We start from the raw sequence: 23,579 nt of genomic DNA, 5'->3' as shown, positions 1-23,579 counted from the left end.
CCCTGCGCTGGTTGGGGCAATGTTGGTCATGACAGCACCTCAGGCAGGTGCTCAGAGCCTGTTCTCTCCGGCGATCAAGGTAAATCAGGATATTATCACTTGGTACGAGCTGAATCAGCGTCAGCAGTTCCTGAGTGCTTTGGGGGCACCCGGCTCATCCGAGAACGAAGTTCGCAACGCCCTGATTGACGAGCGGTTACGCCGTCAAGTCATGCGCGAGGCTGGAATCAGGGCGGCTCAAGAAGATATTCAGGTGGGCATCGACGAGCTTGCTTCACGAGGACAGCTGTCGGCAGAGCAATTTCTACAATTGCTGGCAGATCAGGGAGTTGACCGCGAAACCGTCCGCGATTTCGTGGCCGATCAGGTTTCGTGGCGCGACTATGTAAGCGCCCGTTACCTATCACAGGCACGCCCGACGGAAGATGAGATAAACCGGGCTTTGGGGCAATCCGGTGGGGGCGGTCTGCAGGTTCTGTTGTCCGAGATCATCATTCCCGTCAATCAGCAGACCGTGGCACAAGCCGAACTTCTGGCGGAGGAAATCGCCCGGCTTGAAGGCTATGACGCATTCGCAGCAGCAGCCACACAGTATTCCGGGGCTGCCACGCGAAACGACGGCGGTCGGCTGGACTGGTTGAACCTGACCAGCCTGCCCCCAGCCCTGCAACCAGTAATCCTGGGCTTGAAAAACGGGGATATAACGCAACCACTGTCCCTGCCCAATGCCATCGCGCTGTTCCAGATGCGGGGCCTGCGCGAAGTCGCGACGAGTACCCCCAGTTTCTCCGAGATTGACTACGCGATTTATAATATACCGGGTGGTCGGAGCGCCGATGCGCTGGAAAAAGCTGCCAAATTGAAAGAGCAGATTGACACCTGTGATGACCTCTATGGCATTGCCAAGGATCAACCGGCCGAAGTTCTGCAGAGAATTCAGTCCAGCCCGTCTGAAATCCCGCGCGACGTGGCCCTGGAACTTGCAAAGCTCGACATCAACGAAGTATCGACGGTGCTGACCCGAAATAACGGTCAAACTCTGCAGTTTTTGATGCTGTGCACCCGCACCCGTGATCGGGGTGAAGAAACATCACGCGTCGATGTGGCCAATGCGTTGACCCAGCAACGCCTTTCGGCCTTTGCCGACAGCCTTCTGGCACAGTTGCGCGCCGAAGCAGATATCATCGAGCAATGAATGCTCCGATCGCCGTCAGTTGTGGGGAACCGGCGGGGATAGGCCCGGAAATCGCAGCCAAAGCCTGGTCTGAGCTGCGTGGCAGCTGTCCCTTCTTTTATATAGGTGATGCAGCTCACTTGCCGCCCGAAACCCCTTTAGCACGCATCTCGCACCCCTCCGAGGCGGTTAATCTAAGCGCCACCGCGCTGCCTATCCTGCAATTGGACTTCCCCGCCCCTAATGTCCCAGGCCGACCCGACCTAAAAAACGCGCCGTCGGTGATTGCTGCGATTGAACAAGGCGTGTCTCTGGTACAATCCGGCTTGGCCTCTGCACTTTGCACTGCACCGATCCACAAAAAGGCCCTGATTGACGGGGCTGGTTTCTCATACCCCGGCCATACAGAGTTTCTGGCTGCCCTCGCAGGCCGCGACCGGGTGGTGATGATGCTGGCCAGCGATCAGTTGCGGGTGGTTCCGGCGACCATACATATCGCGCTGTCCGAGGTGCCCTCGGCCCTGACCCCTGACCTGCTACGCGACACCATCTCGATCACGGCTGACGGCTTGCGTCGCCAATTCGGCATCACGCATCCCCGTATCGCCATAGCTGGCCTTAATCCCCACGCGGGCGAAGGCGGTAAGATGGGACAAGAAGAACTGGACTGGATTGCGCCTCTAATCGACGGCCTGCCCAATGATAGCTATACCGTTACTGGCCCTCACCCTGCGGACACAATGTTCCACGCTGCTGCCCGCGCCCGCTATGATGCTGCAATAGCCATGTATCACGATCAGGCACTGATCCCGATCAAGACTTTGGATTTCGATCAAGGTGTAAATGTAACGCTTGGCCTTCCCTTTATCCGCACGTCCCCAGACCACGGCACCGCGCTGGACATCGCAGGGAAAGGCATCGCCTCCGCTACCAGCATGATCCAAGCACTGAAACTCGCCCAACGCATGGCACAAAGCTCTTGATCCTTCACCTGGCTGAAAATATCCCCGCCGGAGGCAAAAAAACACTGGCGCAGCTCCATCACACCGCGCCACGGTAGTTAAATCATGAGCGCAATCGACAATCTCCCCCCTCTGCGCGAAGTCATCGCGGCACATCAGCTCTCGGCGCGCAAATCGCTGGGCCAAAATTTTCTGTTGGACCTGAACCTGACCGCCAAGATCGCACGTCAGGCCGGAGACCTGACCGAATGCGACGTGCTGGAGATCGGCCCCGGCCCCGGAGGTCTGACCCGCGGACTTCTCTCTGAAGGGGCGCGCAAGGTTGTTGCGGTCGAGAAGGACACCCGCTGCATCGCCGCCTTGAATGATATCGCCGCCGCCTATCCCGGTCGGCTTGAGGTCATCAATGGCGACGCGCTTGAAATCAATCCGTTGGAGCACCTGACGCCACCGATCCGCGTCGCCGCCAACCTACCCTACAACGTGGGCACGGAATTGCTGGTCCGCTGGCTGACGCCACCTGAATGGCCGCCCTTCTGGCAAAGCCTGACCCTGATGTTTCAGCGCGAGGTCGCCGAGCGTATCGTGGCTCAACCCGGCAGTAAGGCCTATGGCCGACTCGCCATCCTGGCCCAATGGCGGGCTGAAGCGCGGATTGCGATGTCCCTGCCACCCGGTGCCTTCACCCCTCCCCCCAAAATCTCGAGCGCCGTGGTCCACCTGACCGCCCTGCCCGAACCGCGCTATCCAGCGGATGCGGCCACCCTGTCACGCGTTGTGGCTGCCGCTTTCAATCAGCGTCGTAAAATGCTGCGCGCCTCGCTAAAAGGCGTCGCACCGGATATCGAAGATCGCCTGATCGCAGCGGGAATCAAGCCCACAGAACGGGCAGAACAGGTCCCGCTCGAATCGTTCTGCGCTCTCGCTCGGGCAGTAAAAGAGAGCTGAATGTCGGCCAGGCTTCCCCCAGCCAATCCTGCAATTCACTGTTATTTCTGCAGATATCACGATTGGTTAATATTGACAAAGTTGTGAGCTAATCGTGAACAGCCTCTTGAACCCTATTGTGTACTAATCGGTTCCAAACAAACCAGAACAGGGAAAGTAACAATGAAACAACTTTTCACGGGTGCGATCTGCGCAATTGCGTTGGCCCTCGGAACACACGCAGCACAGGCTGAATCGACCGCGCTCAGCGAACATGTGGTCAACTCAACCAGCCGCGGCATTGCCATGGATGGCTTTGACATGGTGGCCTATTTCACCGAAGGCAAACCCGCCAAAGGCAAGATGGAGCACCGCACCGAATACAAAGATCGGGTTTGGGTGTTCTCCAGCGCCGAAAACCTGAACCTGTTCAAGGAAAACCCCGAGGCCTACGCACCCCAGAACAATGGCTGGTGCTCCTGGGCCGTAGCAAATGGCTATGCCGCCGAGGTTGATTTCGTCAACGGCTGGTTCATTGATGATGACAAGCTTTACCTGAACTGGTCGGAAGAAGTGAAAGAGCGCTATCTGGCGAAAAAGGACGATATGCTGCCGCTGACCCACGCCAACTGGGATCAGGTTCATTCCGGCCTACAGGATGGTACGGCCAAATTTTTCCCCCACTCTGCCAAGCCGGAACTGGGTTACATCCATCCGCAACCACTGCCGGAGTCGTGATCGGCACCGCAGTAATTGCAGCGGGATAAAACCCGCCCTAGACTTACCTATACCGAAGCCTCCCGCCTCAACGCGGGTGGCTTCTTGTCAGTAACAAGTGCAAAACAAATATGAGCAGACCCAGACAGTTCGACGAAACCACAGCACTGGAAGGTGCGATGGTCGCCTTTTGGGAACACGGTTACGCAGGCACTAATCTGCCCGATCTGTTGGATGCAATGTCGCTCACACGAGGGTCTTTCTACAAGGCATTTCAAGACAAGCACGCGGTCTATCTACGAGCTATCGACCACTATGCCGAAACCCGCATGAATGCCTCACTGGCCGCTTTGACCGATCCCACAGAAGGTTCTGCGCAGGACCGGCTGGTCAAAATGTTTCTGCGTACGGAAAACCATCAAAACAAACCATCGCCCAAAGTGGGCTGTTTCGTCTGCAACGCGATGGTGGAAATGGCCCCGTTCGACCCGGATTGCGCCGCCAGCTGCGCTCGGGTGTCGGAACGCTTGCGTCTGGCCTTGCGGTCGGTCCTGAAAGAACTGCGCCCCGACGCACCCGATGAGGTACTGGATCGCAAATCAGCAGCGTTGGAGCGGCTGTACTTTGGCTCCCACGCGATGGGCCGCATGGGAGGATCGTTTCAACATTGGTCTGAACTGCTGTCAGACCTGATCTGAACTCAGATTATTCCGCCGCCTCAGGCGCATCGCCATCATCTGGCGCAGGTGCCGCCTCGGCTTTGGGTTTGCGCGCACGGGGCTTGCGGGCAGGCTTTGCCTTGCGCTCTGCCGGTGCGGGTTCGGCCCCCTTGCTTTCAGGGGTCTCTACCAGTCCGCTGTCTGGCGTTGCCGGTTCGGAACCAAAATCCACCACATCAGGCTGCGGCGTTTCTGCCGGATCAGCCTGACGTGCGGCTTCACGTTCCTGACGCTCGGCGCGTTCACGATCGCGTTCAGCCTGGCGTTCACGGTTCTGGCGTTCCTGCTCTTCGCGGCGGGCTTCGATCTCACGCTGCGCTTCGCTCAGCAGACGCAGATAATGCTCGGCGTGCTGCTGAAAGTTTTCGGCGGCCACACGGTCATTCGACAACTGGGCATCACGCGCCAGTTGGTTGTACTTGTCAATAATCTGCTGGGGCGTACCACGCACCTTACCTTCAGGTCCCGAGCTATCAAAAACCCGATTTACGACGTTACCGCCAGAAGGACGATTGCGGTTGTTCTTTGCCCGCGAACGGGATTTGGAAGATCTCATCTTACTCTACGTCAGCCTTGTCTTTCGGTGCCGATAAAGTCGCGTCCTGCACTGCTCAAAGGCTTTAGCCGTCACGCGATGTCGACTTTTTTGGGCTTGGCGTCAGGGGCCCGCTGAAACAGCGTCAACCTCTCCGACTAATTCTGAGTAAACACGTCCAGAGCGCGCAGACAAGAGCTTTGTCCAAAAATTCGCAGCTTTTTTACATCAATCGGCGTTTTTCAGCCTCACTCACTACCGTCTCTATGGATTTCTGGCCAAAACAACGCGGTCCCGCCCGTCCAAATCCGGAATGATCCGGGCTTCGACCAGACCTGCCGCCTGGAACAGGGATGCGACACTTTTTCCTTGTGTCGGCCCAATCTCAACCAGGATACGTCCACCGGGTGTCAGGAAATCTGGGGCCGAGGCTGCGATATGACGATAAGCGCCAAGACCGTCACCCTCATCAGTCAAAGCCATGCGCGGCTCGTACTCGCGCACCTCTGGGGAAAGTTCCGCCATCTCATCCAACGAAATATATGGCGGATTCGAAACGATCAGGTCAAATTCACCGTCAATTTTTTCGAACCAGTTGGAGCATAGAATCTCGATCCGCCCCTGCACCTGATGCTGCACCGCGTTGGCGCTGGCCTGCAGACAAGCGGATTCGCTCAGGTCCGCACCTATGCCAGATGCGCTGGTGCGTTCTGCCAGCAAGGTGATCAGAATACAGCCGGAACCAGTACCCAAGTCCAACACGTGATCAAACGGCTCGCTCAGCGCGGCCTCGATCAGCGTTTCGGTTTCCGGGCGCGGGTCCAGTACATCTCGGCTCACCCGAAAACGTCGGCCGTAGAATTCTCTTTCGCCCAGTAAATGCGACACAGGCACACGAATGGCCCGCAGCGAGATCAGTTGATCATAGCGTTCGGCAACTTCGGGTGACAGTTCCTCGGGTGCGATAAGGGTCACGCGACTGGCCTCTATCCGCGCAGCGTGGGCCAACAGAACCCGCGCGTCCCGTGCCGGGTCTTCAACCCCTGCCGCACGCAAGCGCGCAGTCGCGGTCACCATCGCCTGAGCAGCAGTCAGAGCCGCAATCATTGTGCCATCTCGGCCAGCAGGCGCGCCTGATCATCTGCGGTCAGCGCGTCGATCACTTCGTCCAAATCACCCTGCATCACCTGATCCAGCTTGTACAGTGTCAGGTTGATGCGATGATCCGTCATTCGGCCTTGCGGGAAATTATAGGTTCTAATCCGTTCAGAGCGATCCCCCGACCCAACCTGACTGGCGCGATCAGCTGACCGTTCGCTGTCAATCCGCTGGCGTTCCATGTCGTAGAGGCGCGTCTTCAGAACCTGCATCGCGATCTCACGGTTGCGGTGTTGCGATTTCTCAGAGCTTGTCACCACAAGTCCGGTGGGCAAGTGGGTGATCCGCACCGCTGAATCCGTCGTATTGACGTGCTGCCCGCCCGCGCCTGAACTGCGCATCGTGTCGATACGGATGTCATTGGCGTCAATCTGGATATCGACATCCACGGCCTCGGGCAGAACCGCTACGGTCGCGGCTGAAGTGTGTATCCGCCCACCGCTTTCGGTTTCTGGCACGCGCTGCACGCGATGGACGCCGGATTCGTACTTCATCCGGGCAAACACATTGTCGCCCTTGATATGGGCAACCACTTCTTTGACCCCACCTAGATCAGAGGCTTGTTCTTCTATAACCTCAAATTGCCAGCCGCGCCCTTCGGCATAGCGCTGATACATGCGCAATAGGTCACCCGCAAACAGCGCTGCCTCGTCGCCACCAGTGCCGGGACGAATCTCTAGCATCGCGGGGCGCGCGTCTGCCTCATCACGGGGCAACAGCGCCAGTTGCAACGCATGCTCTGCATCGGGGATGCGGGCCTGAAGGCTGGGGATTTCCTCTTCTGCCAGTTCCTTCATATCAGGGTCGGCCAGCATCGCTTCTGCCTCGGCCAGATCGCCGACAAGTTGGCGCCACGCCATGATCTGATCGACCACGGGTTTCAAATCCGAATACTCTTTGGCCAATGCCGCGATATCCCCGCCCGAGGCGCCATCGGCCATGGCAGCTTCGAGGTACTGGAATCGCTGGGTTATCTGTTCAAGGCGTTCTTCCGGGATCATCCGCGCGGTGTCTCTCAATCGGAGGCTTTGGTCAAGGGCTGTCACTATGCTAAGCTGATGCTTATGACACGTATGGCCCTTGTATTTCTGTTGTGCGCAGCCCCCGCCGCAGCCGATGTGGTCGGCCCCGGCGGCAAGGTTCAGGACTGTTATTGCACTGACAAATCCGGCACACGCGTTGAATTGGGTGAGATGATCTGCCTGCAGGTCGACGGCCGTATGTTCACGGCGCAATGCCAGATGTCCCTGAACGTTCCGATGTGGCGCGAAGTTCAGGAGGGGTGTTTGTCATCAGAGCTTCAGACCGGACAACCACCCATCAACACGATTTCGATTTACCCCGAAATCACGCCTGCCAAATCGTAGCCGACCGTAAAGACGCAAGGTGTCTCCGTCCTGGTGAGCTGTTGTATAATCGGGAAATCCAATGACTTTCGTGCGGGTGACGTAAGTAACCATCCCCTCATCCACAGAACCAGCCAGAACCGACGTACGCGGCGTTGCGCGTGCGATTGCGTCCAGACGCGTCAGACCATCCGGGCCGGTTTCCACTACTCGAAAAACTCCGCCCTCTTCATCGCGATCCACCTTGCCCACGGGTGGTACGTGCCATCGAGCGGGATCCGTAGGGGCCTGCCGGATATAGGCGCCAAGAGCCACCACCAGACCGACAATCAGCCAGAGCATCATTTTCTTCATCCCGCACCCAACCTTTTCACGAACAATATTCGGAACAAGGCACCAAACAAGGTGCTGCCGCCCCTATCGCGACGTCACTCCGGGCAGGATGCACAGCATCTCGAACAACAGGTTTGCAGCCGTCAAAGCCGTGTTACCCGACGGGTCGTAGGGTGGCGAAACCTCAACCAGATCGCATCCAACCACATTCATCCCGCTAAGGGCGTGGATCAGCTGCAGCGCCTGCGGCGTCGTCAACCCTCCGATCTCGGGCGTTCCGGTCCCCGGAGCAAAGGACGGGTCCAGGCTGTCAATGTCATAGGAGATATAGACCGGGTGATCTCCGATAGTTTTGCGGATCTGCGCGCCAATCTCGGTCAGGTTCTGCTGCCACAGCTCCCAAGCCGGGAACTGCCGAAAGCCCCAGCCCTTTGCCTCGGTGAAATCCGAGGCCGCATAACCCGAGCCGCGAATACCGATCTGAAAGGTCTTATCCGGGACAATCAGCCCCTCTTCATAGGCGCGACGGAAAACCGTGCCATGGGTTTCCTTTTCACCAAACATCTCGTTATTCACGTCTGCATGGGCGTCCACGTGGACCAGAGCCACCGGTCCCCGCTTGGCGGAAATAGCCCTTAGGATCGGCAGGGTGATCGAGTGATCGCCGCCCATAGCCACTGGGATTACCCCCTGAGCCAGAATAGCATCATAGCTTTCCTTGATGATCTTGAGACTATCAGCCAACGAGAACGTATTGATCGCCAGATCGCCGATATCAGCGATTTGCAGGCTGTCGAAAGGAGCCGCCGAATTCGCCATGTTATAAGGTCGGATCATCGCACTTTCGCTGCGGATTTGCTTGGGCCCGAACCGGGTGCCCGACCGCCACGAGGTGCCAATATCCATCGGAATACCCAGCACGACTACGTCCAGCCCTGCCAACGACTCCGCCTGCGGCAGGCGCATGAATGTGTTCGGCCCGGAAAACCGCGCCAGATCGTTGCCGCTGATTGGTTGGTTAAAGTCCGTCATGCCCGTATTTCTCCCGTCCGGTCTTTTGGTTAACCAGATACCGGAAAGATGGCTAACCAATGGTTAATCCTGACCCAGCTTATTCCACCCCAACAGGCAAATGATCTGCGTCGCCACATGCGCTCCTGCAATCGCCGTGGCACCAGACGTATCAAAAGGCGGAGAGACCTCGACGACATCCCCACCCTTGATGTTGATCCCGGCAATGTCACGCAGAATGATCTGCGTCTGGATGGACGTCAGCCCGCCCCATACAGGTGTGCCGGTACCGGGGGCAAAGGCCGGGTCCAGGCCGTCGATATCAAAGCTCAGATAGACAGGACTGTCCCCCAAGATGCCTTTGATCTTTTGTGCGACGGCGGCCGGGCCGGATTCATAAACTTCGCGCGCGTCGATGATATTGACGCCAAGCGTATCCTCATTGTGGGTGCGAATACCCACCTGGACCGAACGTTTGGGGTCTACGATCCCCGATTTCACTGCCTTGTAGAACATCGTCCCGTGGTCGACGCGGGACATATCATCGTCAGCCCAGGTGTCCGTATGTGCATCGAATTGCAGCAATGACATGGGCCCGTATTTTTCTGCATATGCTTTCAATATCGGAAAGCTGATGTAGTGATCTCCGCCCAAGGAAACCGACGCCACGTCAGCAGCCAGAATGGTGCGGATATGATCGGTCAGCGTGTCCGGAAAGGCCGGGATATTGGCGTAATCATAGGCCATGTCGCCATAATCCACGATGGCCAGTTCGCTGAGCGCATCAAAGGGCCAGCCATATGGCGCATCCGGCGATTGCAACGTACTGGCCTCGCGGATCGCACGTGGTCCAAGCCGGGTGCCGGGTCGGTTCGTCACCGCCTGATCGAAGGGTACGCCGGTCACTGCGATATCTACCCCCTTCAGTTCCTTGGTATACAGACGCCGCAGGAACGAGGTCGCACCGCCAAAGGTATTTTCGTAGGACAGCCCTTTTAGGTCCGGATTGGTGAACGCTTCGTCCACCTGATTTTTTGCGTCTTCCAGTGCCATGTCTAACTCCCCATCAACTCAGCGGTTGCGCCTTTTCTACGATTTTTGCAAAGAATGACGCCCCCACCGGCGCGATCTCGTCGTTGAAATTGTATTTCGGATGATGCAAACCGGCCCCTTCGCCCTGCCCCAGAAACAGATAGGCGCCGGGGCGGGCCTGCAGCATGTATGAAAAATCCTCGGCCCCCATCTCGCGTCCGGTGCTAGCAGTAACACGATCTTCGCCCGAAATATCACGCGCGACCTCTGCCGCGAAGGCCGCCTTATCCGCGTCATTGATCGTGGCTGGATAGTTCACCTCATAGTCCAGCCGAGCTTCGACCCCGTATGAGGTCGCCTGACCCTGAACGATCTGTTCCATCCGTTCCATCACCATTTTCTGAACCGAAGGGTCAAAGGTTCGCACCGTTCCGTTGATAAAGGCGGTATCCGGGATCACGTTGTTCACCGTGCCGGTATGAATCTGCGTGACGGAAACCACCAGATCGTCCAGCGCATAGTGATTGCGGCTCACGATGGTCTGGATCGCCTGCGCGATGCCACAGGCGGCCATCACCGGGTCGCGGGTTTCATGCGGCATTGCGCCGTGACCGCCAACGCCCTGAATATGCACTTCGAACGTATCAACCGCTGCCATGATCGGCCCCGGCGTGGTATAGAAAGCCCCCTCGGCAAAGCCGGGCGCGTTGTGCAGGGCATAGACCTGAGAGATGTTGAAACGGTCCATAATCCCTTCTTCGACCATGACACCGGCGCCACCGCCCTCTTCCTCGGCAGGTTGAAAGATCAGCGCCACGCGGCCGCGGAAATTGCGCGTCTCAGCCAGATAGCGTGCGGCCCCCAACAACATCGTGGTGTGCCCGTCATGACCACAAGCATGCATCTTGCCCGGATTTTTCGAGGCGTATTCTACACCCGTCTCTTCGGGGATCGGCAGCGCGTCCATATCCGCGCGCAGGCCAATGGTCGGCCCTTCGCCCTGCCCATTGATGATTGCGACGATCCCTGTCTTGGCAATGCCCTCATGCAGTTCATCGACCCCAAATTCGCGAAGACGATCCGCCACGAAAGCGGCAGTTTCATAGCATTCGAACTCCAATTCCGGGATCGTATGCAAGTGCTGCCGCCACGCGGCCATATCGGCAGAGAAATCGGCAATTCGGTTGACGACGGGCATCTGGGGTGGACTCCTGATCCTGACTGCGGAATGGATGCATCTGACACCGGAACGAAAGGGTTCGCAATGGCCGAAAATCCTCTGATCCATGACAGCGACGCGGGTATCGAGCGTCTGCTGGAAATCATGCGCCGCCTGCGCGACCCACAATCAGGCTGCCCTTGGGACATAGAACAGGATTTTGGCACCATCGCCCCCTATACGATCGAAGAGGCCTATGAGGTCGCCGACGCCATCGAACGCGAGGCTTATGACGAACTGAAGGGAGAACTGGGTGACCTGCTGTTCCAGTCCGTTTTCCACGCGCAAATGGCAGAAGAGGCTGGGCATTTCAGCTTTCAGGACGTGGTGCGCACCATGTCGGACAAGATGGTCACCCGTCACCCGCATGTGTTCGGTGAGGAATCCCGCGACAAATCCGCAGAACAGCAGACGGTAGATTGGGAAACCATCAAAGCTGCCGAGCGCGAGGGTAAGGAACAGAAAGGTGCTCTGGACGGCGTTGCGGCCAACTTGCCCGCCCTGCTGCGCGCCCACAAGTTGCAAAAACGCGCCGCCCGCGTGGGATTCGACTGGCCTGATGCCAGCCATGTACTCGCCAAAATCACCGAAGAAGCCGCCGAACTGGAAGAAGCCCGCGACAGCATGGACGCGGACGCTTTGGAGGATGAATTCGGCGATCTTCTTTTTGTGATGGTCAATCTGGGCCGCCATTTGGGCATCGAACCCGAGGCCGCCCTGCGCCGCACCAATGCCAAGTTCACCCGCCGTTTCGAACAGGTCGAGGCCAGGTTGGCCGAACGCGGCAAAACCCCGTCACAAAGCGATCTGGCCGAGATGGATGCCCTTTGGGACAAGGTGAAGATCGAAGAGCATCGCGCCAACGGCAAACTCCCGCCTGTGGATGCGGTGGCCGACACCTAATTCGGCTAGACAAGCGCGGTCACACTTGCGAGTGTCCGCGCTTCAAGACCCCGGAGGCAGAGCATGGCACCGCGCAAGATCATCATCGACACCGACCCCGGTCAGGACGACGCCGTCGCCATCCTGCTGGCGCTGGCCAGCCCCGAAGAGATCGACGTGTTGGGCATTGCCGCCGTTGCGGGAAACGTACCGCTTGAGTTGACTGCAAAGAACGCACGCATTGTCTGCGAGTTGGCCGGGCACACGCATGTCCCCGTTTACGCTGGGTGCGACCGTCCGTTGAACCGTCCGCTGGTCACTGCCGAACACGTACATGGCAAAACCGGCCTGGACGGCCCTGTCCTACCTGATCCCGAGATGCCTCTGGCCGGCGGTCACGCGGTGGATTTCATCATAGAAACCCTGCGCACGCATGAATCCGGGACGGTGACACTCTGCCCGCTGGGGCCGCTGACCAATATCGCCACCGCCTTTCAGAAAGCGCCTGACATCATCGACCGGGTGCAGGAAATCGTACTGATGGGTGGGGCGTATTTCGCGGTGGGAAACATCACCCCAACCGCCGAATTCAACATTTACGTTGATCCGGAAGCTGCTGAAATTGTGTTTAAATCTGGCGTTCATATTGTGGTTATGCCGCTGGATGTGACCCATGACGCGCTGGTCACGAAACACCGCAACGATGCGTTCCGCGCGCTTGATTCAAAAGTCGGGCATGCGGTTGCCGAAATGACGGATTTCTTCGAACGTTTCGACAAAGAAAAATACGGCTCGGAAGGTGCACCGCTGCACGATCCCTGCGTGACCGCATATCTGATCCGGCCCGAGCTGTTCTCGGGTCGTCACATCAACGTTCAGATTGAAACACAGTCTGACCTGACCCTGGGGATGACCGTCGCAGACTGGTGGCGGGTCACGGACCATTCGCCCAATGCGATGTTTATGGGTGAGATCGACGCTGACGGGTTCTTTGACCTGCTTACAGAAAGGTTGGCCCGCCTATGAGCGCCGCACTAAAACTCGCCCGCCCCGAAGATCTCGACCGCTTGTTGGGTCTGGTCGCAGCCTTTCACGCCGAGTCTGGAATTGAACAGGACTCCGATCAACGCCGAAACGCACTAGCTCCGTTGCTAGAGGGCATCCCCCACGGCTGCGTTTACTTGATCGGCCCCGGCCGTGCGCCATTGGGTTATATCGTGCTTACCTTTGGCTGGTCCGTCGAGTTTGGCGGCATGGATGGCTTTGTCGACGAAATCTATATCCGTCCCGCCGTCCGCGGCCGTGGTATCGCAACTGAGGTTCTGCTTGCCCTGCCCAAGGCGCTGGCGGGTGCCGGGTTGACGGCCCTGCACCTTGAAGTCGACCGTGCCAAAGTAGCCACCCAGAATTTGTATGCACGCACCGGCTTTAAACCACGTGAGCGGTATATGTTGATGAGCAAGCCGCTTTAGCGCGCCTCAATCCCCATATCCATTCCGGGAACGTCCATGCCCATAACCGGGTCAGTGGACGATGCCTGCATCCCTGATACCGGATACGTCCCCGGCCCCGAGCAAGCGGCCAAAAAAACAGCGCTGATCACTGAAGCTACGAGAAGGAATTTCGAACCAGTCATGGTGTGCTCCTTTCTGTAATGCAGCCACATTACGTCGGCTCAACATGATACAAATAGGAAAAAGTTCACACATAATCGAAATTATGGCGAAAAAATGTCAACGAAATTGTATTTCTAAACGTTTACAGGGGGATAGCTGCCTAAGTTTTTTGGACGAATTGTCATGTCGGTTTATCTGGCTTCAGCGGCATCTCAAAAAACAACAAAGTGTCCTTTGCAATCTCTGGAACCTCGGAATAGGCGTCACGCAGTTGAAAGCCCATTGAAAGGTACAGACGCGTCGCCGCTTCTAATGGTTTGCCAGTGTCCATGCGAATACAGTCAAATCCCTGCTTTCGGCATTGGTCAATCAAGGACATCATGACCGCATAGCCTGCACCCGTCCCACGGGCGACATCGCTAACAAAAACCCGCTTGATTTCAGCAATGCCCGGCCCAATTGTTCGAAACATTCCGCACCCAACGGCCTGCCCGTTCATTAACGCCAACCTCACCCCTCCGGCGGGTGGAGCGTGTTCAACTTCGATCTCATCCAACAGCTGGGCATAAACATCACAAGGATAAAACGTTTTCACGACGCGCACGGACTTTTCGTCCAGCGTCAGCAGAAAATCCCGGTATTCCCAACACAAACGCCGAACCTCATCAAAGTGGTTCGGCGTTCTGGGTTCTATGATGCTAAGCAAAATCTGATCCTCAAACTGAAACTGAGGATCAAGTTAGCATTCCTGACGTCACTTGCGAAGGATCGACGCCCCTGCGTATTTGGCGATTTCACCCAACGATTCCTCGATGCGGATCAGTTGGTTGTATTTGGCCAACCGATCCGACCGCGCCAGCGAGCCGGTTTTGATCTGACCACAATTGGTGGCGACGGCCAGATCGGCAATGGTGGCATCCTCGGTTTCGCCCGAGCGATGCGACATCACGTTGGTATAACGTGCGCGGTGGGCCATATCGACGGCGCGCAGGGTTTCGGTCAGCGAGCCGATCTGGTTCACCTTGACCAGCATCGAGTTGGCACAACCACGCTCGATCCCTTCGGCCAGACGCGCAGGATTGGTCACGAACAGGTCGTCACCCACCAGCTGCACCTTGTCGCCAATGGCGTCGGTCAGGGCTTTCCAGCCATCCCAGTCGTCCTCGGACATACCATCTTCAATCGAGATGATCGGATAGTCGTTGACCAGAGCCGCCAGATAGGCCGCGTTTTCTTCGGACGACAGGGTCGTACCCTCACCTGCCAGAACGTATTTCCCGTCTTTGAAATACTCGGTCGCGGCACAATCGAGCGCCAGGTGGATTTCTTCACCCGGCCTATAGCCCGCCTTTTCGATAGACTTCAGAATGAAATCCAGCGCCTCGCGGGTGCTGGCGATGTTGGGCGCGAAACCACCCTCGTCACCCACACCAGTGGCCAGACCGGCCGAGGACAGTTCTTTTTTCAAGGTGTGGAAAACTTCTGCCCCCATGCGCACGGCTTCGCGGATATTCGCGGCCGAGGTCGGCATGATCATGAATTCCTGAATATCGATCGGGTTGTCCGCATGCTCACCACCATTGATGATGTTCATCATCGGCACTGGCAGAACGCGGGCCGAGGTGCCACCGACATAGCGATACAGAGGTTGCGTGGTGAAATCCGCCGCGGCCTTGGCAGTAGCCAGAGAAACGCCGAGTATGGCGTTTGCACCCAGACGGCCCTTGTTGTCGGTTCCGTCCAGTTCGATCATTGCCTGATCGATGGCGACCTGCTCGGTCGCGTCAAAGCCCACCAGTTCCTCGGCAATTTCACCGTTCACTGCTGCAACGGCCTCAAGCACGCCTTTGCCCATATAGCGCGATTTGTCACCGTCGCGCTTTTCCACGGCCTCATAGGCACCGGTTGACGCGCCCGACGGTACGGCCGCACGGCCCATGGTGCCGTCTTCCAAAATCACGTCGACCTCAACTGTCGGGTTGCCCCGGCTGTCCAGAATTTCACGTGCGTGGATGTCGATGATGGTGCTCATGAGGCCCGTCCCTGTGGCTGCGATCAATTGCACGCCTCTTAGCATCATCGGGCAAAATGTAAACTGCCTATGTTATCGCTAACAGGATCATTCTCTGATCTTTAGGGCTAACACTCATCTGTTTGCGCCAACGTGCGACGATACGTCAAGCCACCACGGCCAGTTCACGCGCCAACTTGCGTTCACGGATAAAGGTGTACATGCCCGAACCAATGATCAGCGTCGCCCCGGCCAGCGTCATCGTATCAGGACGTTCACCGAACATAAGCATCCCGGCTATGATCGAAAAAACCAATCGGGTGTAACGAAACGGGGTCAAAGCAGACGCTTCCCCGATCCGCATGGCCGAAACGATGCCGTAATACCCAAGAACACCAAACCCAATGGCACCTAAGTAGGGACCAACCTGAACCGCCTGCAAGGGAACAACAGGTTGCGCCGTGAACAGCATCAACACCAGTCCTGCAAGCCCCACTGCGATATAAGCCTGCAATGCCACAACGGATGAGGCCACGCGAACATCCAGCCGCCGGGTAATCAAATCACGCGCCGCAATCGCGATCACGGTTGCAACTACAAATAACGAGTCAGGCTGGAAGCCTTCCAGCCCAGGACGAATGATCATCACAACGCCGATGAATCCTACGCCAATTGCGCTCCAGCGTCGCCAGCCGACTTGTTCGCCCAGAAACAAGGCCGCACCCATGGTTACGGCCAGCGGCATCGCCTGAAAAACGGCCGCCACAGTGGAAAGATCGACAAGCGACAGCGCGGTCACAAATGTCAGTGCCCCAACCGCTTCGGTTCCAGCACGAGCCAGCGGTAGTGCCTTCCACGCAAGCGGATCAAAAATACGTTTGCGTGTCGCCAGAGACATCACAACGAAAATCAGGCTACAGAACAGCCCCAAGACAATCATGATCTGCCCGGTCGATACACTGATCGACAAGTGCTTGATAAACATGTCCTCAAGCGCAAAGGCCGCCATTGACCCTATGATCAGCAAAATGCCGTTGATGTTGTTCATAAGCGTTTCCGTTGGAATGGGCTGGCAAAATGGGCGCCCTTACGGCAGCAAAACCGTAACTTTCACAACAGAGCAAGCAAAAACTCGACAGGTATTATGAATTGATGTGAGACCACCAATCGCGTTTTGTGATGAATCAGTCCCGTTCCAAGGGAACGCCATACAATTCCAACCGGTGACCTTTCAGCCTGTACCCCAGCTTAGCGGCTATTTTTTCCTGCAGCGCCTCGATCTCGGGATCGACGAATTCGATCACTTCGCCCGACTGCATATCGATGAGATGGTCGTGGTGGTCCCGTTCGGCATCCTCATACCGAGCGCGCCCGTCGCCAAATTCCAGACGGTCGAGAATCCCCGCCTCTTCGAACAGTTTCACGGTGCGATAGACGGTTGCGATTGAAATACCCGAATCCACCTTGGAGGCACGGGCATACAGCTCTTCGACATCGGGATGATCGTCGCTTTGCTGCAGCACCTGCGCGATTATACGGCGCTGTCCCGTCATACGCAGGCCTTTGGCTTCGCAACGGGCGATGATCGTGTCGGACATGAGTGACCCTCAGAGTAGTTCGGGTCTTTGTCTTAATACGTCTGCGCGGCTGGTGCCACAGGGGAATTGAACCTCAGGCCACGCGGCGCAGGTCGGCCCAGATCGGCAGATGGTCGGATGCAATATGCGCAGGCCGCGTTTTGTGCGCACCGTGCAATACCGCCTCAAGCCCCTCGCCCAGCGCGATCCGGTCCAGAGCCCCTAATGGCTGTGCGGCGGGGAAGCTTGGAACCGGTGGCAGAAATCTCATGTCTGGCGCCAAATGGTCCAGCACTGGCTGCCGGGACCATTCGTTGAAATCCCCAGCCCAGACCGTCGGCATATCATCCAGATCCTCGTCAAAATGGCGAATATGCGTAATCTGCTGACGGCGGGACGCGGGTAACAGACCCAGATGCATTCCCATCACCCGCAGCGGACCGATCTGCGTGTCGAACTCAACCCGCACCGCCCCCCGAGGCTCCAGCCCCGGCAGATCGTGATGGCCGGACTGCCGCACCCGGATCGCGTCGCCCCGCCAGATCACCGCATTGCCGTGCCAGCCCAGACTGCCCGCGCCACCCAGATCAACGATCTGCCAACCGGCCTCATCCAGCATGAAATGCGGCAAAGCAGCGGGACGCGGAGGCAGACGCTTGTCGGCCTCTTGCAGCACCACGATATCGGCCTTCATGCTGTCGATCACCTGCATGATACGCTGAGGTTGCCGACGGAAATCGAGGCCGACGCATTTCTGAATATTGTAGCTGGCTATGCGCAGGGTCGATGGGTGTGTCATGAGGCTCTGATCATTCCTATGCAAACAGAGTGCCATGCTAAACGCTGGGTGCAACCCCCTTAGACCTGCAAGACCAGATAAAGCGAGGCTTTACCGAAAGCCCGGCTTTCTTGCCTAAGAAAGGATCAGCAAAACGCGGTTTCTCTTGATCCGCGGCCTTCCGTGCCTCTATGCCAAAACGACTGTTATGGCGGATCGTCGACTCAGCGAGGGATCAATGGTTTCAAGCGGCATCCAGTCAAGTGACACCACGCGCGCCAGTCTTGTGTTGGTGATCGGCGGCATGATATGGGGGCTGTATTGGATCCCCGTGCGGTTCTTGTATGACCTCGGCCTGACCGGCCCATGGCCGGGTATCGCGATGTACAGCTCGGCCTTGCTTGTGCTTTTCTTCCTGATCTGGCGAGAGCGGCAAACACTGGCCTTGCAATGGCGCGATCTTATGGTCAGTGGCATGTTCACCGGCGCAGCCTTCAGCCTGTACTCTATCAGTCTTGTCTATACTGAGGTCGTACGCTCGATCCTTCTGTTCTACCTGACGCCGATCTGGGGCACGCTTCTGGGGCTATTTTTCCTGAGAGAACGCATTGGTCTTGGGCGCATCTTAGGTTTGTTATGCGGGATCGGTGGCCTGTTTGTTGTCCTTGGGGATGCGGGAGAAATACCCTGGCCAAAAAATATCGGTGACTGGCTGGCACTGGCCTCTGGCATATGTTGGGCGCTCGGCTCGCTGGGGCTTTACCGTACAAGCAACATTTCGGCTTCTGGGCAAGTATTTGCCTTTGTTCTGGGCGCAATGGTGCTATCCCTGATCAGCCTTGTTTTTCTGCCCGACGGGGCACTGCCTGGCCTTAGCCAAGAGAACGCACTTAGGCTGCTTGTTTTTGCTTTGCTCTCAGCCCTCTATGTGCTGCCCATGATCTACATGACGATCTGGCCCGCAACCAAGCTATCCCCTGCCCGCGTAGGCCTATTGTTGATGAGCGAGGTTGTTGTCGGCATCGCATCAGCCGCTGCCCTGTCTGGGGAGCCCTTCGGACTGCGAGAACTATTGGGCACTGCATTGATTGTCAGCGCCGCCGTATTGGAAATCGTCCGGAAATAACACTCAACAGGGTTGATATTACGTCCCACAGAACGTCGCGTGAACGACCTCATTCTCGGTCGGAGGGTGTGTCAGGTCGGCCGCTTCGGGCTGATCCTCGTATGGGCGTGCTAGAACCGTGTTCAGCCGATGGAATGGTTCATATTCCCCTTGAACGGCCGCCTGAATCATCTGCTCGACCCGATGATTGCGGGGAATAAAGGCCGGGTTCGCAGCATTCATAACGGCTTGCGGGTTTTGTTCGCGGGTCAGGCGTTCTTTCCAACCCTTGGCCCACTCATCAAACGCTTGCGGTGTCAGGAATTGGTCGCGCGCGTTATCGCGGCCCAGAGCCCGGAACGTGTTGGTAAAATCAGCATTGTTGTGCGCCATTCGGGTCAGCAGGTCGGTAATTAGCGCCTCATCGCCTTCGTCTTCGGTGGTCAGGCCAATCTTGGCACGGAAACGCGTCAGCCAGTGCTGTTGGATCAGGCCGGGCATTGCATGCACAATCTCTGTCGCCTCTTCGACCGCACTCTCGGGGTCTTCGACCTGTTGGATCAGCGAGGTCGCCAACTGTGCCAGATTCCACACGGCGATATCCGGCTGATTGGAGTAAGCATAGCGCCCCATCCGGTCAATCGAACTGTAGACAGTGTTCGGATGGTAACTGTCCATAAAGGCACAGGGGCCATAGTCGATGGTCTCACCCGCGATCGACGAATTGTCGGTGTTCATCACCCCATGGATAAAGCCCACGCTCATCCATTGCGAAATCAACTGCGCCTGCGCATCCCGTACCGCACGCAACAACCCCATAGGACCGTCGGCTTGTGGATAGTGCCGGGCAATGGCGTACTCGGTCAGCTTTTTCAGGTTGTCGACCTGCCGACGACCCGCAAATACCTGAAACGTACCCACACGCAGATGACTTTGCGCAACGCGGGTCAGAACCGCTCCGGGCATCGGACCTTCGCGCAGAACGATCTCACCCGTCTCAACGGCAGCCAGCGCGCGAGTGGTCGGAATGCCCAGCGCGTGCATCGCCTCGGACACCACATATTCGCGCAACACCGGCCCCAACCAAGCACGGCCATCGCCTCGGCGGCTGAAGGGCGTCTGCCCCGAGCCTTTAAGTTGAATATCCCGCCTTACACCATCAGTGCCGACCGTCTCACCCAGCAAAACCGCACGGCCATCCCCCAGCTGGGGATTGTAGGTTCCGAACTGATGCCCGGAATACAACTGCGCAATTGGCTCGGCACCTTCGGGCAGCGTATTGCCAGCAAAGGTTTGGGTCATGTCCTCAATCTCGCCAGGGGTAACGCGCAATATCTGCGCAAGCTCCTCGTTGAACGCGACCAGATGCGGCGCGCGCACGGGCATCGGCGCCTGCCGGGCATAGAACGTGTCAGGAAGGCGGGCGTAGCTATTGTCAAACGGGATCGTCAGGGACATACCGCAAACATATTGTCGAAATGCGCAAATACCATAGCGGATCGCATGACCGCGTGCATAATCGCGTCAACATGACGAGGCACCACATGACAGCGGAAGAAATCATCGCGCACCTGAACCTTGAACGCCACCCCGAGGGCGGCTGGTTCCGCGAAACATGGCGGGCTGAGAACGAAGGCCGCGCAACAGGCACCTGCATCTATTTCCTGCTACAAGCAGGCGAGCGCAGTCATTGGCACCGCGTGGATGCGACCGAGATCTGGCTGTATCACTCCGGCGCACCCCTGACCCTGTCTCTCAGCGCCACCGAGGACGGCCCCGCAACCGATCACCTGCTGACCCCAGATCTAACCAGTGGCGCACCACAAGTGATCGTGCCCGTGAACCACTGGCAATCGGCGCAATCAACCGGAGACTATACCCTGGTAAGCTGCACCGTCTCACCTGGGTTCGAGTTCGACGGCTTCAAACTGGCCGAGCCAGATTTCGATATCCCGCGCGCGTAAGGCAGTGATCATCGAGTCGATCCCGGTTGCGACGAAAGTCAAACCTTGGGCTCGCCCCCACCCCATATCGGGCAGGGTTCGATCGAGAGATCAGGCCAGATCGATGTTGTCGTCGATGCCAGCTGCTCCAGCAGTCAGAACGTAACCAAGATCCTCAAGGGACGCGACCGACCAATCCGACAAATAGCTGGTCGCATCGTACGTACCATCATCTGCCAAATACCCGATATACCCGGTCATCAGCTCATCCTGATACGCTTCTTCGTCCCAGTGCCCTCCGGCTGTGCCTGACCCGCCGTCAGTTTCGACCAATAGGAAATCTTCTTCGGTGAAATAGCCAACGTATTCCGAGTTTGCTGCATCACCGGTATAGAGGCTGGTCACTGTGTCATCAGTTGGCCTTCTGGTGTTATTGTCGTCCACCACAGTCGATACCAGACCATAGTAATCCCAAAGTGTACCCAACCCCATGACATGCATCATTTCATGCAGAACGATATCATCGAACTGCCCCGCATCGTGATAAGCTAAGGCGTCAGCTTCATCGAAAGTCATCTCACCAATAGCAGGCAAACCGGTGTCACTGCGGATACCGGTGGGTCCCGCCTGCCCCAGCACACCCCCTTCACCATCTATGGCATCTAAATCCGCCATGATGACAAGGTCATCGTAGATGTTGCCCGCGCCATCGACCGCATCTTCGATATCGCCATCAATAAGAGAGGCCAGGTAATCAGCTGACGCAATGAACACTGATTTCAGATCTTCCGGCCAGTCTCCGACGAACCGAACTTCGATATTGTACTGAAGGCTGTCGTCGATCCCATCGTTTTGCCCGGTGATGTAAACGTCGGTGACTGTTTCTGTTTCGGTGTCACCCCCGCCGCCTTTTCCCGGCGGTGGCCCCTTGTCGCCTCTGGCAGCGGCGGGCTCATCAATGAAAAGAAGGTCACCGCTCAGACTTCCGATGGGTTGATTGTTACTTTCAGATGCATGGAGACGCGATGCGCCTGCACCTGACGACTTTACATAATCAAGAAAATTTCCACTTAATTCTGACGGCATAACCTTTTCCCTCGTATTCTAACCCAACAACGTCACCCAGTTTATTTGCGAGGACACAATTTGAACAAAAGAAATTGACGAAAATGTGACTTGACGCACAATTTGACTGAAAAACTCAGCTCAATAGTCACTATACATCAGTCTTTGTCAGCCATTAGGCTATAAAAGGAAAGCATAAATGCAAAAATCCAAGTTCACTCAAAGAATGTTTCAATGGGTTACTTTGCGTTCGACTGAGCTTACCACGCCGCCGCCGACCAGCGCCTGAACCCCCGTCGTACCTGGGCATGAGGTTGGCAAACCCCGCGCCACGCGCACCGCGAGATAGGCAAAAGCTTGCGCTTCGAGCATATCACCGTCCAGGCCCACTGCCTCTACCGGTTCGACCCGGCAATCCAGCGAGACGCGCAGCATCTCCATCAACACCGGGTTACGCCGCCCACCGCCTGTCACCAGAACGCGAGACGGAGGCTTGGGGCAATGTTCCATCCCCTGAACAACACCAACCGCGCACATGCCGGTCAGGGTCGCCACGGCATCAGCGTCGGACAGCTCTTTCACCAGCCCGATCATCTCGGCAAAGTCGTTGCGATCCAGCGATTTCGGCGGCATACGGGAAAAGAAGGGTTCAGCCAAAAACAGCTCCAGCGCGCCCATTTCAACCGTACCGCCGCGCGCCACAGCGCCGTCCCGATCCATCGGCAGCCCCAGACGCGCCTGCATCAGGTCATCCACGGGCGCATTGGCCGGACCGGTGTCAAAGGCCAGCAGCGCACCCGGGGCTTCTGGCCCTTCAAAGCTGGGATCGACATAGGTCAGATTCCCCACCCCGCCGAGGTTCAGAAAGCACAGTGGTTCCGTGGCACCGATCCATTTGGCACAGGCAAAATGGAAAAAGGGTGCCAGCGGCGCACCTTCGCCCCCCATGGCCACGTCATCACTGCGGAAATCCCAGACCACCGGCACGCCCAGAGCTTGCGCCAGCCCCTTGCCATCGCCCACCTGCAACGTGCCACGTCCGCGTGGTTCATGCGCAAGGGTCTGACCGTGAAATCCGATCAGGTCTATCTGTTCGTATTCAGATAACGCCTCGGCATGGGCGATGGTGACCAGTTCAGCAGCCGCATCAACGTCCGGCCCGTGCCATTGGCCAAGCGCCGACCGCAGGACGCTTCGCTCCTGTTCCGAATACGCCCTGTAACCGCTGGGACCAAAGCCCACAATCCGCTGCCCGTCCGTTTCGACCACAGCGGTGTCCACGCCATCAAGAGATGTTCCAGACATTGCACCCAATGCTCTGATCGTGCCTGTTTTGCTGATCGCCCGGCCCACGTTCATCCTCTATTTGCTTGTCACACCCATTTTCTCGGCGCGTTGGTGACAACCTGCACGGTAACGCAAAGCTTAGGCAAGCCACATCGTGTAGCACCCGCGTTTTTCTTGGAAAT

27 protein-coding genes are annotated in these 23,579 nt (G+C 57.3%); 11 read left to right on the top strand and 16 right to left on the bottom strand.

The features are described from left to right. Nucleotides 1-28 precede the first annotated feature (28 nt). The 5 genes from ACR0D7_RS06855 (at nt 29) to ACR0D7_RS06835 (ending at nt 4,478) form a co-directional block, all read left to right on the top strand. Nucleotides 29-1,195 carry a peptidylprolyl isomerase gene (locus ACR0D7_RS06855; protein WP_480678325.1) on the top strand — a complete coding sequence of 389 codons (1,167 nt, stop codon included), beginning with the start codon at nt 29-31 and terminating at the stop codon, nt 1,193-1,195. Further along, complete coding sequence (gene pdxA / locus ACR0D7_RS06850; RefSeq protein ID WP_480678323.1) at nt 1,192-2,157, top strand: 4-hydroxythreonine-4-phosphate dehydrogenase PdxA; 966 nt, start codon at nt 1,192-1,194, stop codon at nt 2,155-2,157. Before ACR0D7_RS06855 ends, pdxA begins: the two co-directional genes overlap by 4 nt. A gap of 84 nt (nt 2,158-2,241) precedes the next feature. Next, a complete protein-coding gene (rsmA, locus tag ACR0D7_RS06845; protein WP_480678321.1) occupies nt 2,242-3,084 on the top strand; it encodes a 16S rRNA (adenine(1518)-N(6)/adenine(1519)-N(6))-dimethyltransferase RsmA in 843 nt (280 codons plus the stop codon). 162 nt (nt 3,085-3,246) lie between these two features. After that, nucleotides 3,247-3,801 carry a YHS domain-containing (seleno)protein gene (locus ACR0D7_RS06840; RefSeq protein WP_480678319.1) on the top strand — a complete coding sequence of 185 codons (555 nt, stop codon included), beginning with the start codon at nt 3,247-3,249 and terminating at the stop codon, nt 3,799-3,801. A 110-nt stretch (nt 3,802-3,911) separates the two neighbouring features. Further along, nucleotides 3,912-4,478: a TetR/AcrR family transcriptional regulator gene (locus ACR0D7_RS06835; RefSeq protein ID WP_480678317.1), complete on the top strand. Its 567-nt coding sequence runs from the start codon at nt 3,912-3,914 to the stop codon at nt 4,476-4,478. 7 nt (nt 4,479-4,485) lie between these two features. Here ACR0D7_RS06835 and ACR0D7_RS06830 read toward each other — a convergent pair whose 3' ends face one another. From ACR0D7_RS06830 to prfA, 3 genes are all read right to left on the bottom strand, one after another. After that, entirely contained in the window at nt 4,486-5,055 is a 570-nt protein-coding gene (locus ACR0D7_RS06830) for a DUF4167 domain-containing protein (RefSeq protein WP_480678315.1), read from the bottom strand. Nucleotides 5,056-5,298: 243 nt separating this feature from the next. Next, the gene (gene prmC, locus ACR0D7_RS06825; RefSeq protein ID WP_480678314.1) at nt 5,299-6,141 is read right to left on the bottom strand and encodes a peptide chain release factor N(5)-glutamine methyltransferase; all 843 of its coding nucleotides are present in this window, start codon (nt 6,139-6,141) and stop codon (nt 5,299-5,301) included. Continuing rightward, a complete protein-coding gene (prfA, locus tag ACR0D7_RS06820) occupies nt 6,138-7,193 on the bottom strand; it encodes a peptide chain release factor 1 (protein WP_480678312.1) in 1,056 nt (351 codons plus the stop codon). Before prfA ends, prmC begins: the two co-directional genes overlap by 4 nt. Nucleotides 7,194-7,250: 57 nt before the next feature. On the opposite strand from prfA, the gene ACR0D7_RS06815 reads away from it, so the two are divergent. Beyond that, nucleotides 7,251-7,559 (top strand): hypothetical protein, encoded by a 309-nt coding sequence (locus tag ACR0D7_RS06815; RefSeq protein WP_480678311.1) that lies wholly within the window; start codon nt 7,251-7,253, stop codon nt 7,557-7,559. Here ACR0D7_RS06815 and ACR0D7_RS06810 read toward each other — a convergent pair. The 4 genes from ACR0D7_RS06810 to ACR0D7_RS06795 form a co-directional block, all read right to left on the bottom strand. Further along, nucleotides 7,485-7,892, bottom strand: coding sequence for a DUF1499 domain-containing protein (locus ACR0D7_RS06810; RefSeq protein WP_480678310.1), 408 nt, complete (start codon nt 7,890-7,892; stop codon nt 7,485-7,487). The genes ACR0D7_RS06815 and ACR0D7_RS06810 overlap by 75 nt on opposite strands. Before the next feature lie 63 nt (nt 7,893-7,955). Continuing rightward, complete coding sequence (speB, locus tag ACR0D7_RS06805) at nt 7,956-8,903, bottom strand: agmatinase (RefSeq protein ID WP_480678309.1); 948 nt, start codon at nt 8,901-8,903, stop codon at nt 7,956-7,958. A gap of 63 nt (nt 8,904-8,966) precedes the next feature. Beyond that, entirely contained in the window at nt 8,967-9,935 is a 969-nt protein-coding gene (gene speB, locus ACR0D7_RS06800) for an agmatinase (protein WP_480678307.1), read from the bottom strand. Between the two features lie 13 nt (nt 9,936-9,948). Continuing rightward, nucleotides 9,949-11,112: a M20 aminoacylase family protein gene (locus ACR0D7_RS06795; RefSeq protein ID WP_480678306.1), complete on the bottom strand. Its 1,164-nt coding sequence runs from the start codon at nt 11,110-11,112 to the stop codon at nt 9,949-9,951. A gap of 66 nt (nt 11,113-11,178) precedes the next feature. On the opposite strand from ACR0D7_RS06795, the gene mazG reads away from it, so the two are divergent. The 3 genes from mazG (at nt 11,179) to ACR0D7_RS06780 (ending at nt 13,487) form a co-directional block, all read left to right on the top strand. Then, a complete protein-coding gene (gene mazG / locus ACR0D7_RS06790) occupies nt 11,179-12,036 on the top strand; it encodes a nucleoside triphosphate pyrophosphohydrolase (RefSeq protein ID WP_480678539.1) in 858 nt (285 codons plus the stop codon). 63 nt (nt 12,037-12,099) lie between these two features. Then, on the top strand, nt 12,100-13,041 hold the full coding sequence (locus ACR0D7_RS06785) for a nucleoside hydrolase (RefSeq protein WP_480678305.1): 942 nt from the start codon (nt 12,100-12,102) through the stop codon (nt 13,039-13,041). Then, nucleotides 13,038-13,487, top strand: coding sequence for a GNAT family N-acetyltransferase (locus ACR0D7_RS06780; RefSeq protein WP_480678304.1), 450 nt, complete (start codon nt 13,038-13,040; stop codon nt 13,485-13,487). Before ACR0D7_RS06785 ends, ACR0D7_RS06780 begins: the two co-directional genes overlap by 4 nt. Here the strand turns inward: ACR0D7_RS06780 and ACR0D7_RS06775 are convergent. From ACR0D7_RS06775 to ACR0D7_RS06750, 6 genes are all read right to left on the bottom strand, one after another. Next, nucleotides 13,484-13,651, bottom strand: coding sequence for a hypothetical protein (locus ACR0D7_RS06775; RefSeq protein ID WP_170572126.1), 168 nt, complete (start codon nt 13,649-13,651; stop codon nt 13,484-13,486). The genes ACR0D7_RS06780 and ACR0D7_RS06775 overlap by 4 nt on opposite strands. 161 nt (nt 13,652-13,812) lie before the next feature. Then, nucleotides 13,813-14,337 carry a GNAT family N-acetyltransferase gene (locus ACR0D7_RS06770; RefSeq protein ID WP_480678303.1) on the bottom strand — a complete coding sequence of 175 codons (525 nt, stop codon included), beginning with the start codon at nt 14,335-14,337 and terminating at the stop codon, nt 13,813-13,815. A 48-nt stretch (nt 14,338-14,385) separates the two neighbouring features. Next, nucleotides 14,386-15,663: a phosphopyruvate hydratase gene (gene eno, locus ACR0D7_RS06765; RefSeq protein WP_480678302.1), complete on the bottom strand. Its 1,278-nt coding sequence runs from the start codon at nt 15,661-15,663 to the stop codon at nt 14,386-14,388. A 145-nt stretch (nt 15,664-15,808) separates the two neighbouring features. Continuing rightward, a complete protein-coding gene (locus tag ACR0D7_RS06760) occupies nt 15,809-16,690 on the bottom strand; it encodes a DMT family transporter (protein ID WP_480678301.1) in 882 nt (293 codons plus the stop codon). 136 nt (nt 16,691-16,826) lie between these two features. Beyond that, complete coding sequence (locus ACR0D7_RS06755) at nt 16,827-17,240, bottom strand: Fur family transcriptional regulator (protein ID WP_170382962.1); 414 nt, start codon at nt 17,238-17,240, stop codon at nt 16,827-16,829. Between the two features lie 73 nt (nt 17,241-17,313). Then, nucleotides 17,314-18,018 carry an endonuclease/exonuclease/phosphatase family protein gene (locus ACR0D7_RS06750; RefSeq protein WP_480678300.1) on the bottom strand — a complete coding sequence of 235 codons (705 nt, stop codon included), beginning with the start codon at nt 18,016-18,018 and terminating at the stop codon, nt 17,314-17,316. Between the two features lie 187 nt (nt 18,019-18,205). On the opposite strand from ACR0D7_RS06750, the gene ACR0D7_RS06745 reads away from it, so the two are divergent. After that, on the top strand, nt 18,206-19,123 hold the full coding sequence (locus ACR0D7_RS06745) for a DMT family transporter (protein WP_480678299.1): 918 nt from the start codon (nt 18,206-18,208) through the stop codon (nt 19,121-19,123). An 18-nt stretch (nt 19,124-19,141) separates the two neighbouring features. Here ACR0D7_RS06745 and ACR0D7_RS06740 read toward each other — a convergent pair whose 3' ends face one another. Continuing rightward, nucleotides 19,142-20,560 carry a protein adenylyltransferase SelO gene (locus tag ACR0D7_RS06740; RefSeq protein WP_480678298.1) on the bottom strand — a complete coding sequence of 473 codons (1,419 nt, stop codon included), beginning with the start codon at nt 20,558-20,560 and terminating at the stop codon, nt 19,142-19,144. A gap of 86 nt (nt 20,561-20,646) precedes the next feature. On the opposite strand from ACR0D7_RS06740, the gene ACR0D7_RS06735 reads away from it, so the two are divergent. After that, on the top strand, nt 20,647-21,066 hold the full coding sequence (locus tag ACR0D7_RS06735) for a cupin domain-containing protein (protein ID WP_480678297.1): 420 nt from the start codon (nt 20,647-20,649) through the stop codon (nt 21,064-21,066). A gap of 90 nt (nt 21,067-21,156) precedes the next feature. Here ACR0D7_RS06735 and ACR0D7_RS06730 read toward each other — a convergent pair whose 3' ends face one another. Continuing rightward, nucleotides 21,157-22,131: a leishmanolysin-related zinc metalloendopeptidase gene (locus tag ACR0D7_RS06730; RefSeq protein WP_480678296.1), complete on the bottom strand. Its 975-nt coding sequence runs from the start codon at nt 22,129-22,131 to the stop codon at nt 21,157-21,159. Between the two features lie 210 nt (nt 22,132-22,341). Continuing rightward, nucleotides 22,342-23,469 (bottom strand): anhydro-N-acetylmuramic acid kinase, encoded by a 1,128-nt coding sequence (locus tag ACR0D7_RS06725; protein ID WP_480678295.1) that lies wholly within the window; start codon nt 23,467-23,469, stop codon nt 22,342-22,344. Nucleotides 23,470-23,579 lie beyond the last annotated feature (110 nt).

Source organism: Ruegeria sp. BB7 (assembly GCF_056539365.1).
Note: the sequence above shows the minus strand (reverse complement) of the source record. Positions and strands in the feature narration are given on the sequence as shown.

Bases quoted from the DNA above. Each gene is read 5' to 3' on its own strand.
- ACR0D7_RS06795 (WP_480678306.1), bottom strand. From the start codon at position 11,112: ATGCCCGTCGTCAACCGAATTGCCGATTTCTCTGCCGATATGGCCGCG.
- rsmA (WP_480678321.1), top strand. From the start codon at position 2,242: ATGAGCGCAATCGACAATCTCCCCCCTCTGCGCGAAGTCATCGCGGCA.
- prmC (WP_480678314.1), bottom strand. From the start codon at position 6,141: ATGATTGCGGCTCTGACTGCTGCTCAGGCGATGGTGACCGCGACTGCG.
- ACR0D7_RS06815 (WP_480678311.1), top strand. From the start codon at position 7,251: ATGCTTATGACACGTATGGCCCTTGTATTTCTGTTGTGCGCAGCCCCC.
- ACR0D7_RS06735 (WP_480678297.1), top strand. From the start codon at position 20,647: ATGACAGCGGAAGAAATCATCGCGCACCTGAACCTTGAACGCCACCCC.
- ACR0D7_RS06835 (WP_480678317.1), top strand. From the start codon at position 3,912: ATGAGCAGACCCAGACAGTTCGACGAAACCACAGCACTGGAAGGTGCG.
- ACR0D7_RS06760 (WP_480678301.1), bottom strand. From the start codon at position 16,690: ATGAACAACATCAACGGCATTTTGCTGATCATAGGGTCAATGGCGGCC.
- eno (WP_480678302.1), bottom strand. From the start codon at position 15,663: ATGAGCACCATCATCGACATCCACGCACGTGAAATTCTGGACAGCCGG.
- ACR0D7_RS06750 (WP_480678300.1), bottom strand. From the start codon at position 18,018: ATGACACACCCATCGACCCTGCGCATAGCCAGCTACAATATTCAGAAA.
- ACR0D7_RS06785 (WP_480678305.1), top strand. From the start codon at position 12,100: ATGGCACCGCGCAAGATCATCATCGACACCGACCCCGGTCAGGACGAC.
- prfA (WP_480678312.1), bottom strand. From the start codon at position 7,193: ATGATCCCGGAAGAACGCCTTGAACAGATAACCCAGCGATTCCAGTAC.
- ACR0D7_RS06830 (WP_480678315.1), bottom strand. From the start codon at position 5,055: ATGAGATCTTCCAAATCCCGTTCGCGGGCAAAGAACAACCGCAATCGT.
- ACR0D7_RS06775 (WP_170572126.1), bottom strand. From the start codon at position 13,651: ATGACTGGTTCGAAATTCCTTCTCGTAGCTTCAGTGATCAGCGCTGTT.
- ACR0D7_RS06755 (WP_170382962.1), bottom strand. From the start codon at position 17,240: ATGTCCGACACGATCATCGCCCGTTGCGAAGCCAAAGGCCTGCGTATG.
- ACR0D7_RS06810 (WP_480678310.1), bottom strand. From the start codon at position 7,892: ATGAAGAAAATGATGCTCTGGCTGATTGTCGGTCTGGTGGTGGCTCTT.
- ACR0D7_RS06730 (WP_480678296.1), bottom strand. From the start codon at position 22,131: ATGCCGTCAGAATTAAGTGGAAATTTTCTTGATTATGTAAAGTCGTCA.
- ACR0D7_RS06725 (WP_480678295.1), bottom strand. From the start codon at position 23,469: ATGAACGTGGGCCGGGCGATCAGCAAAACAGGCACGATCAGAGCATTG.
- ACR0D7_RS06855 (WP_480678325.1), top strand. From the start codon at position 29: ATGACAGCACCTCAGGCAGGTGCTCAGAGCCTGTTCTCTCCGGCGATC.
- pdxA (WP_480678323.1), top strand. From the start codon at position 1,192: ATGAATGCTCCGATCGCCGTCAGTTGTGGGGAACCGGCGGGGATAGGC.
- ACR0D7_RS06740 (WP_480678298.1), bottom strand. From the start codon at position 20,560: ATGTCCCTGACGATCCCGTTTGACAATAGCTACGCCCGCCTTCCTGAC.
- ACR0D7_RS06745 (WP_480678299.1), top strand. From the start codon at position 18,206: ATGGCGGATCGTCGACTCAGCGAGGGATCAATGGTTTCAAGCGGCATC.
- ACR0D7_RS06840 (WP_480678319.1), top strand. From the start codon at position 3,247: ATGAAACAACTTTTCACGGGTGCGATCTGCGCAATTGCGTTGGCCCTC.
- speB (WP_480678307.1), bottom strand. From the start codon at position 9,935: ATGGCACTGGAAGACGCAAAAAATCAGGTGGACGAAGCGTTCACCAAT.
- mazG (WP_480678539.1), top strand. From the start codon at position 11,179: ATGGCCGAAAATCCTCTGATCCATGACAGCGACGCGGGTATCGAGCGT.
- speB (WP_480678309.1), bottom strand. From the start codon at position 8,903: ATGACGGACTTTAACCAACCAATCAGCGGCAACGATCTGGCGCGGTTT.
- ACR0D7_RS06780 (WP_480678304.1), top strand. From the start codon at position 13,038: ATGAGCGCCGCACTAAAACTCGCCCGCCCCGAAGATCTCGACCGCTTG.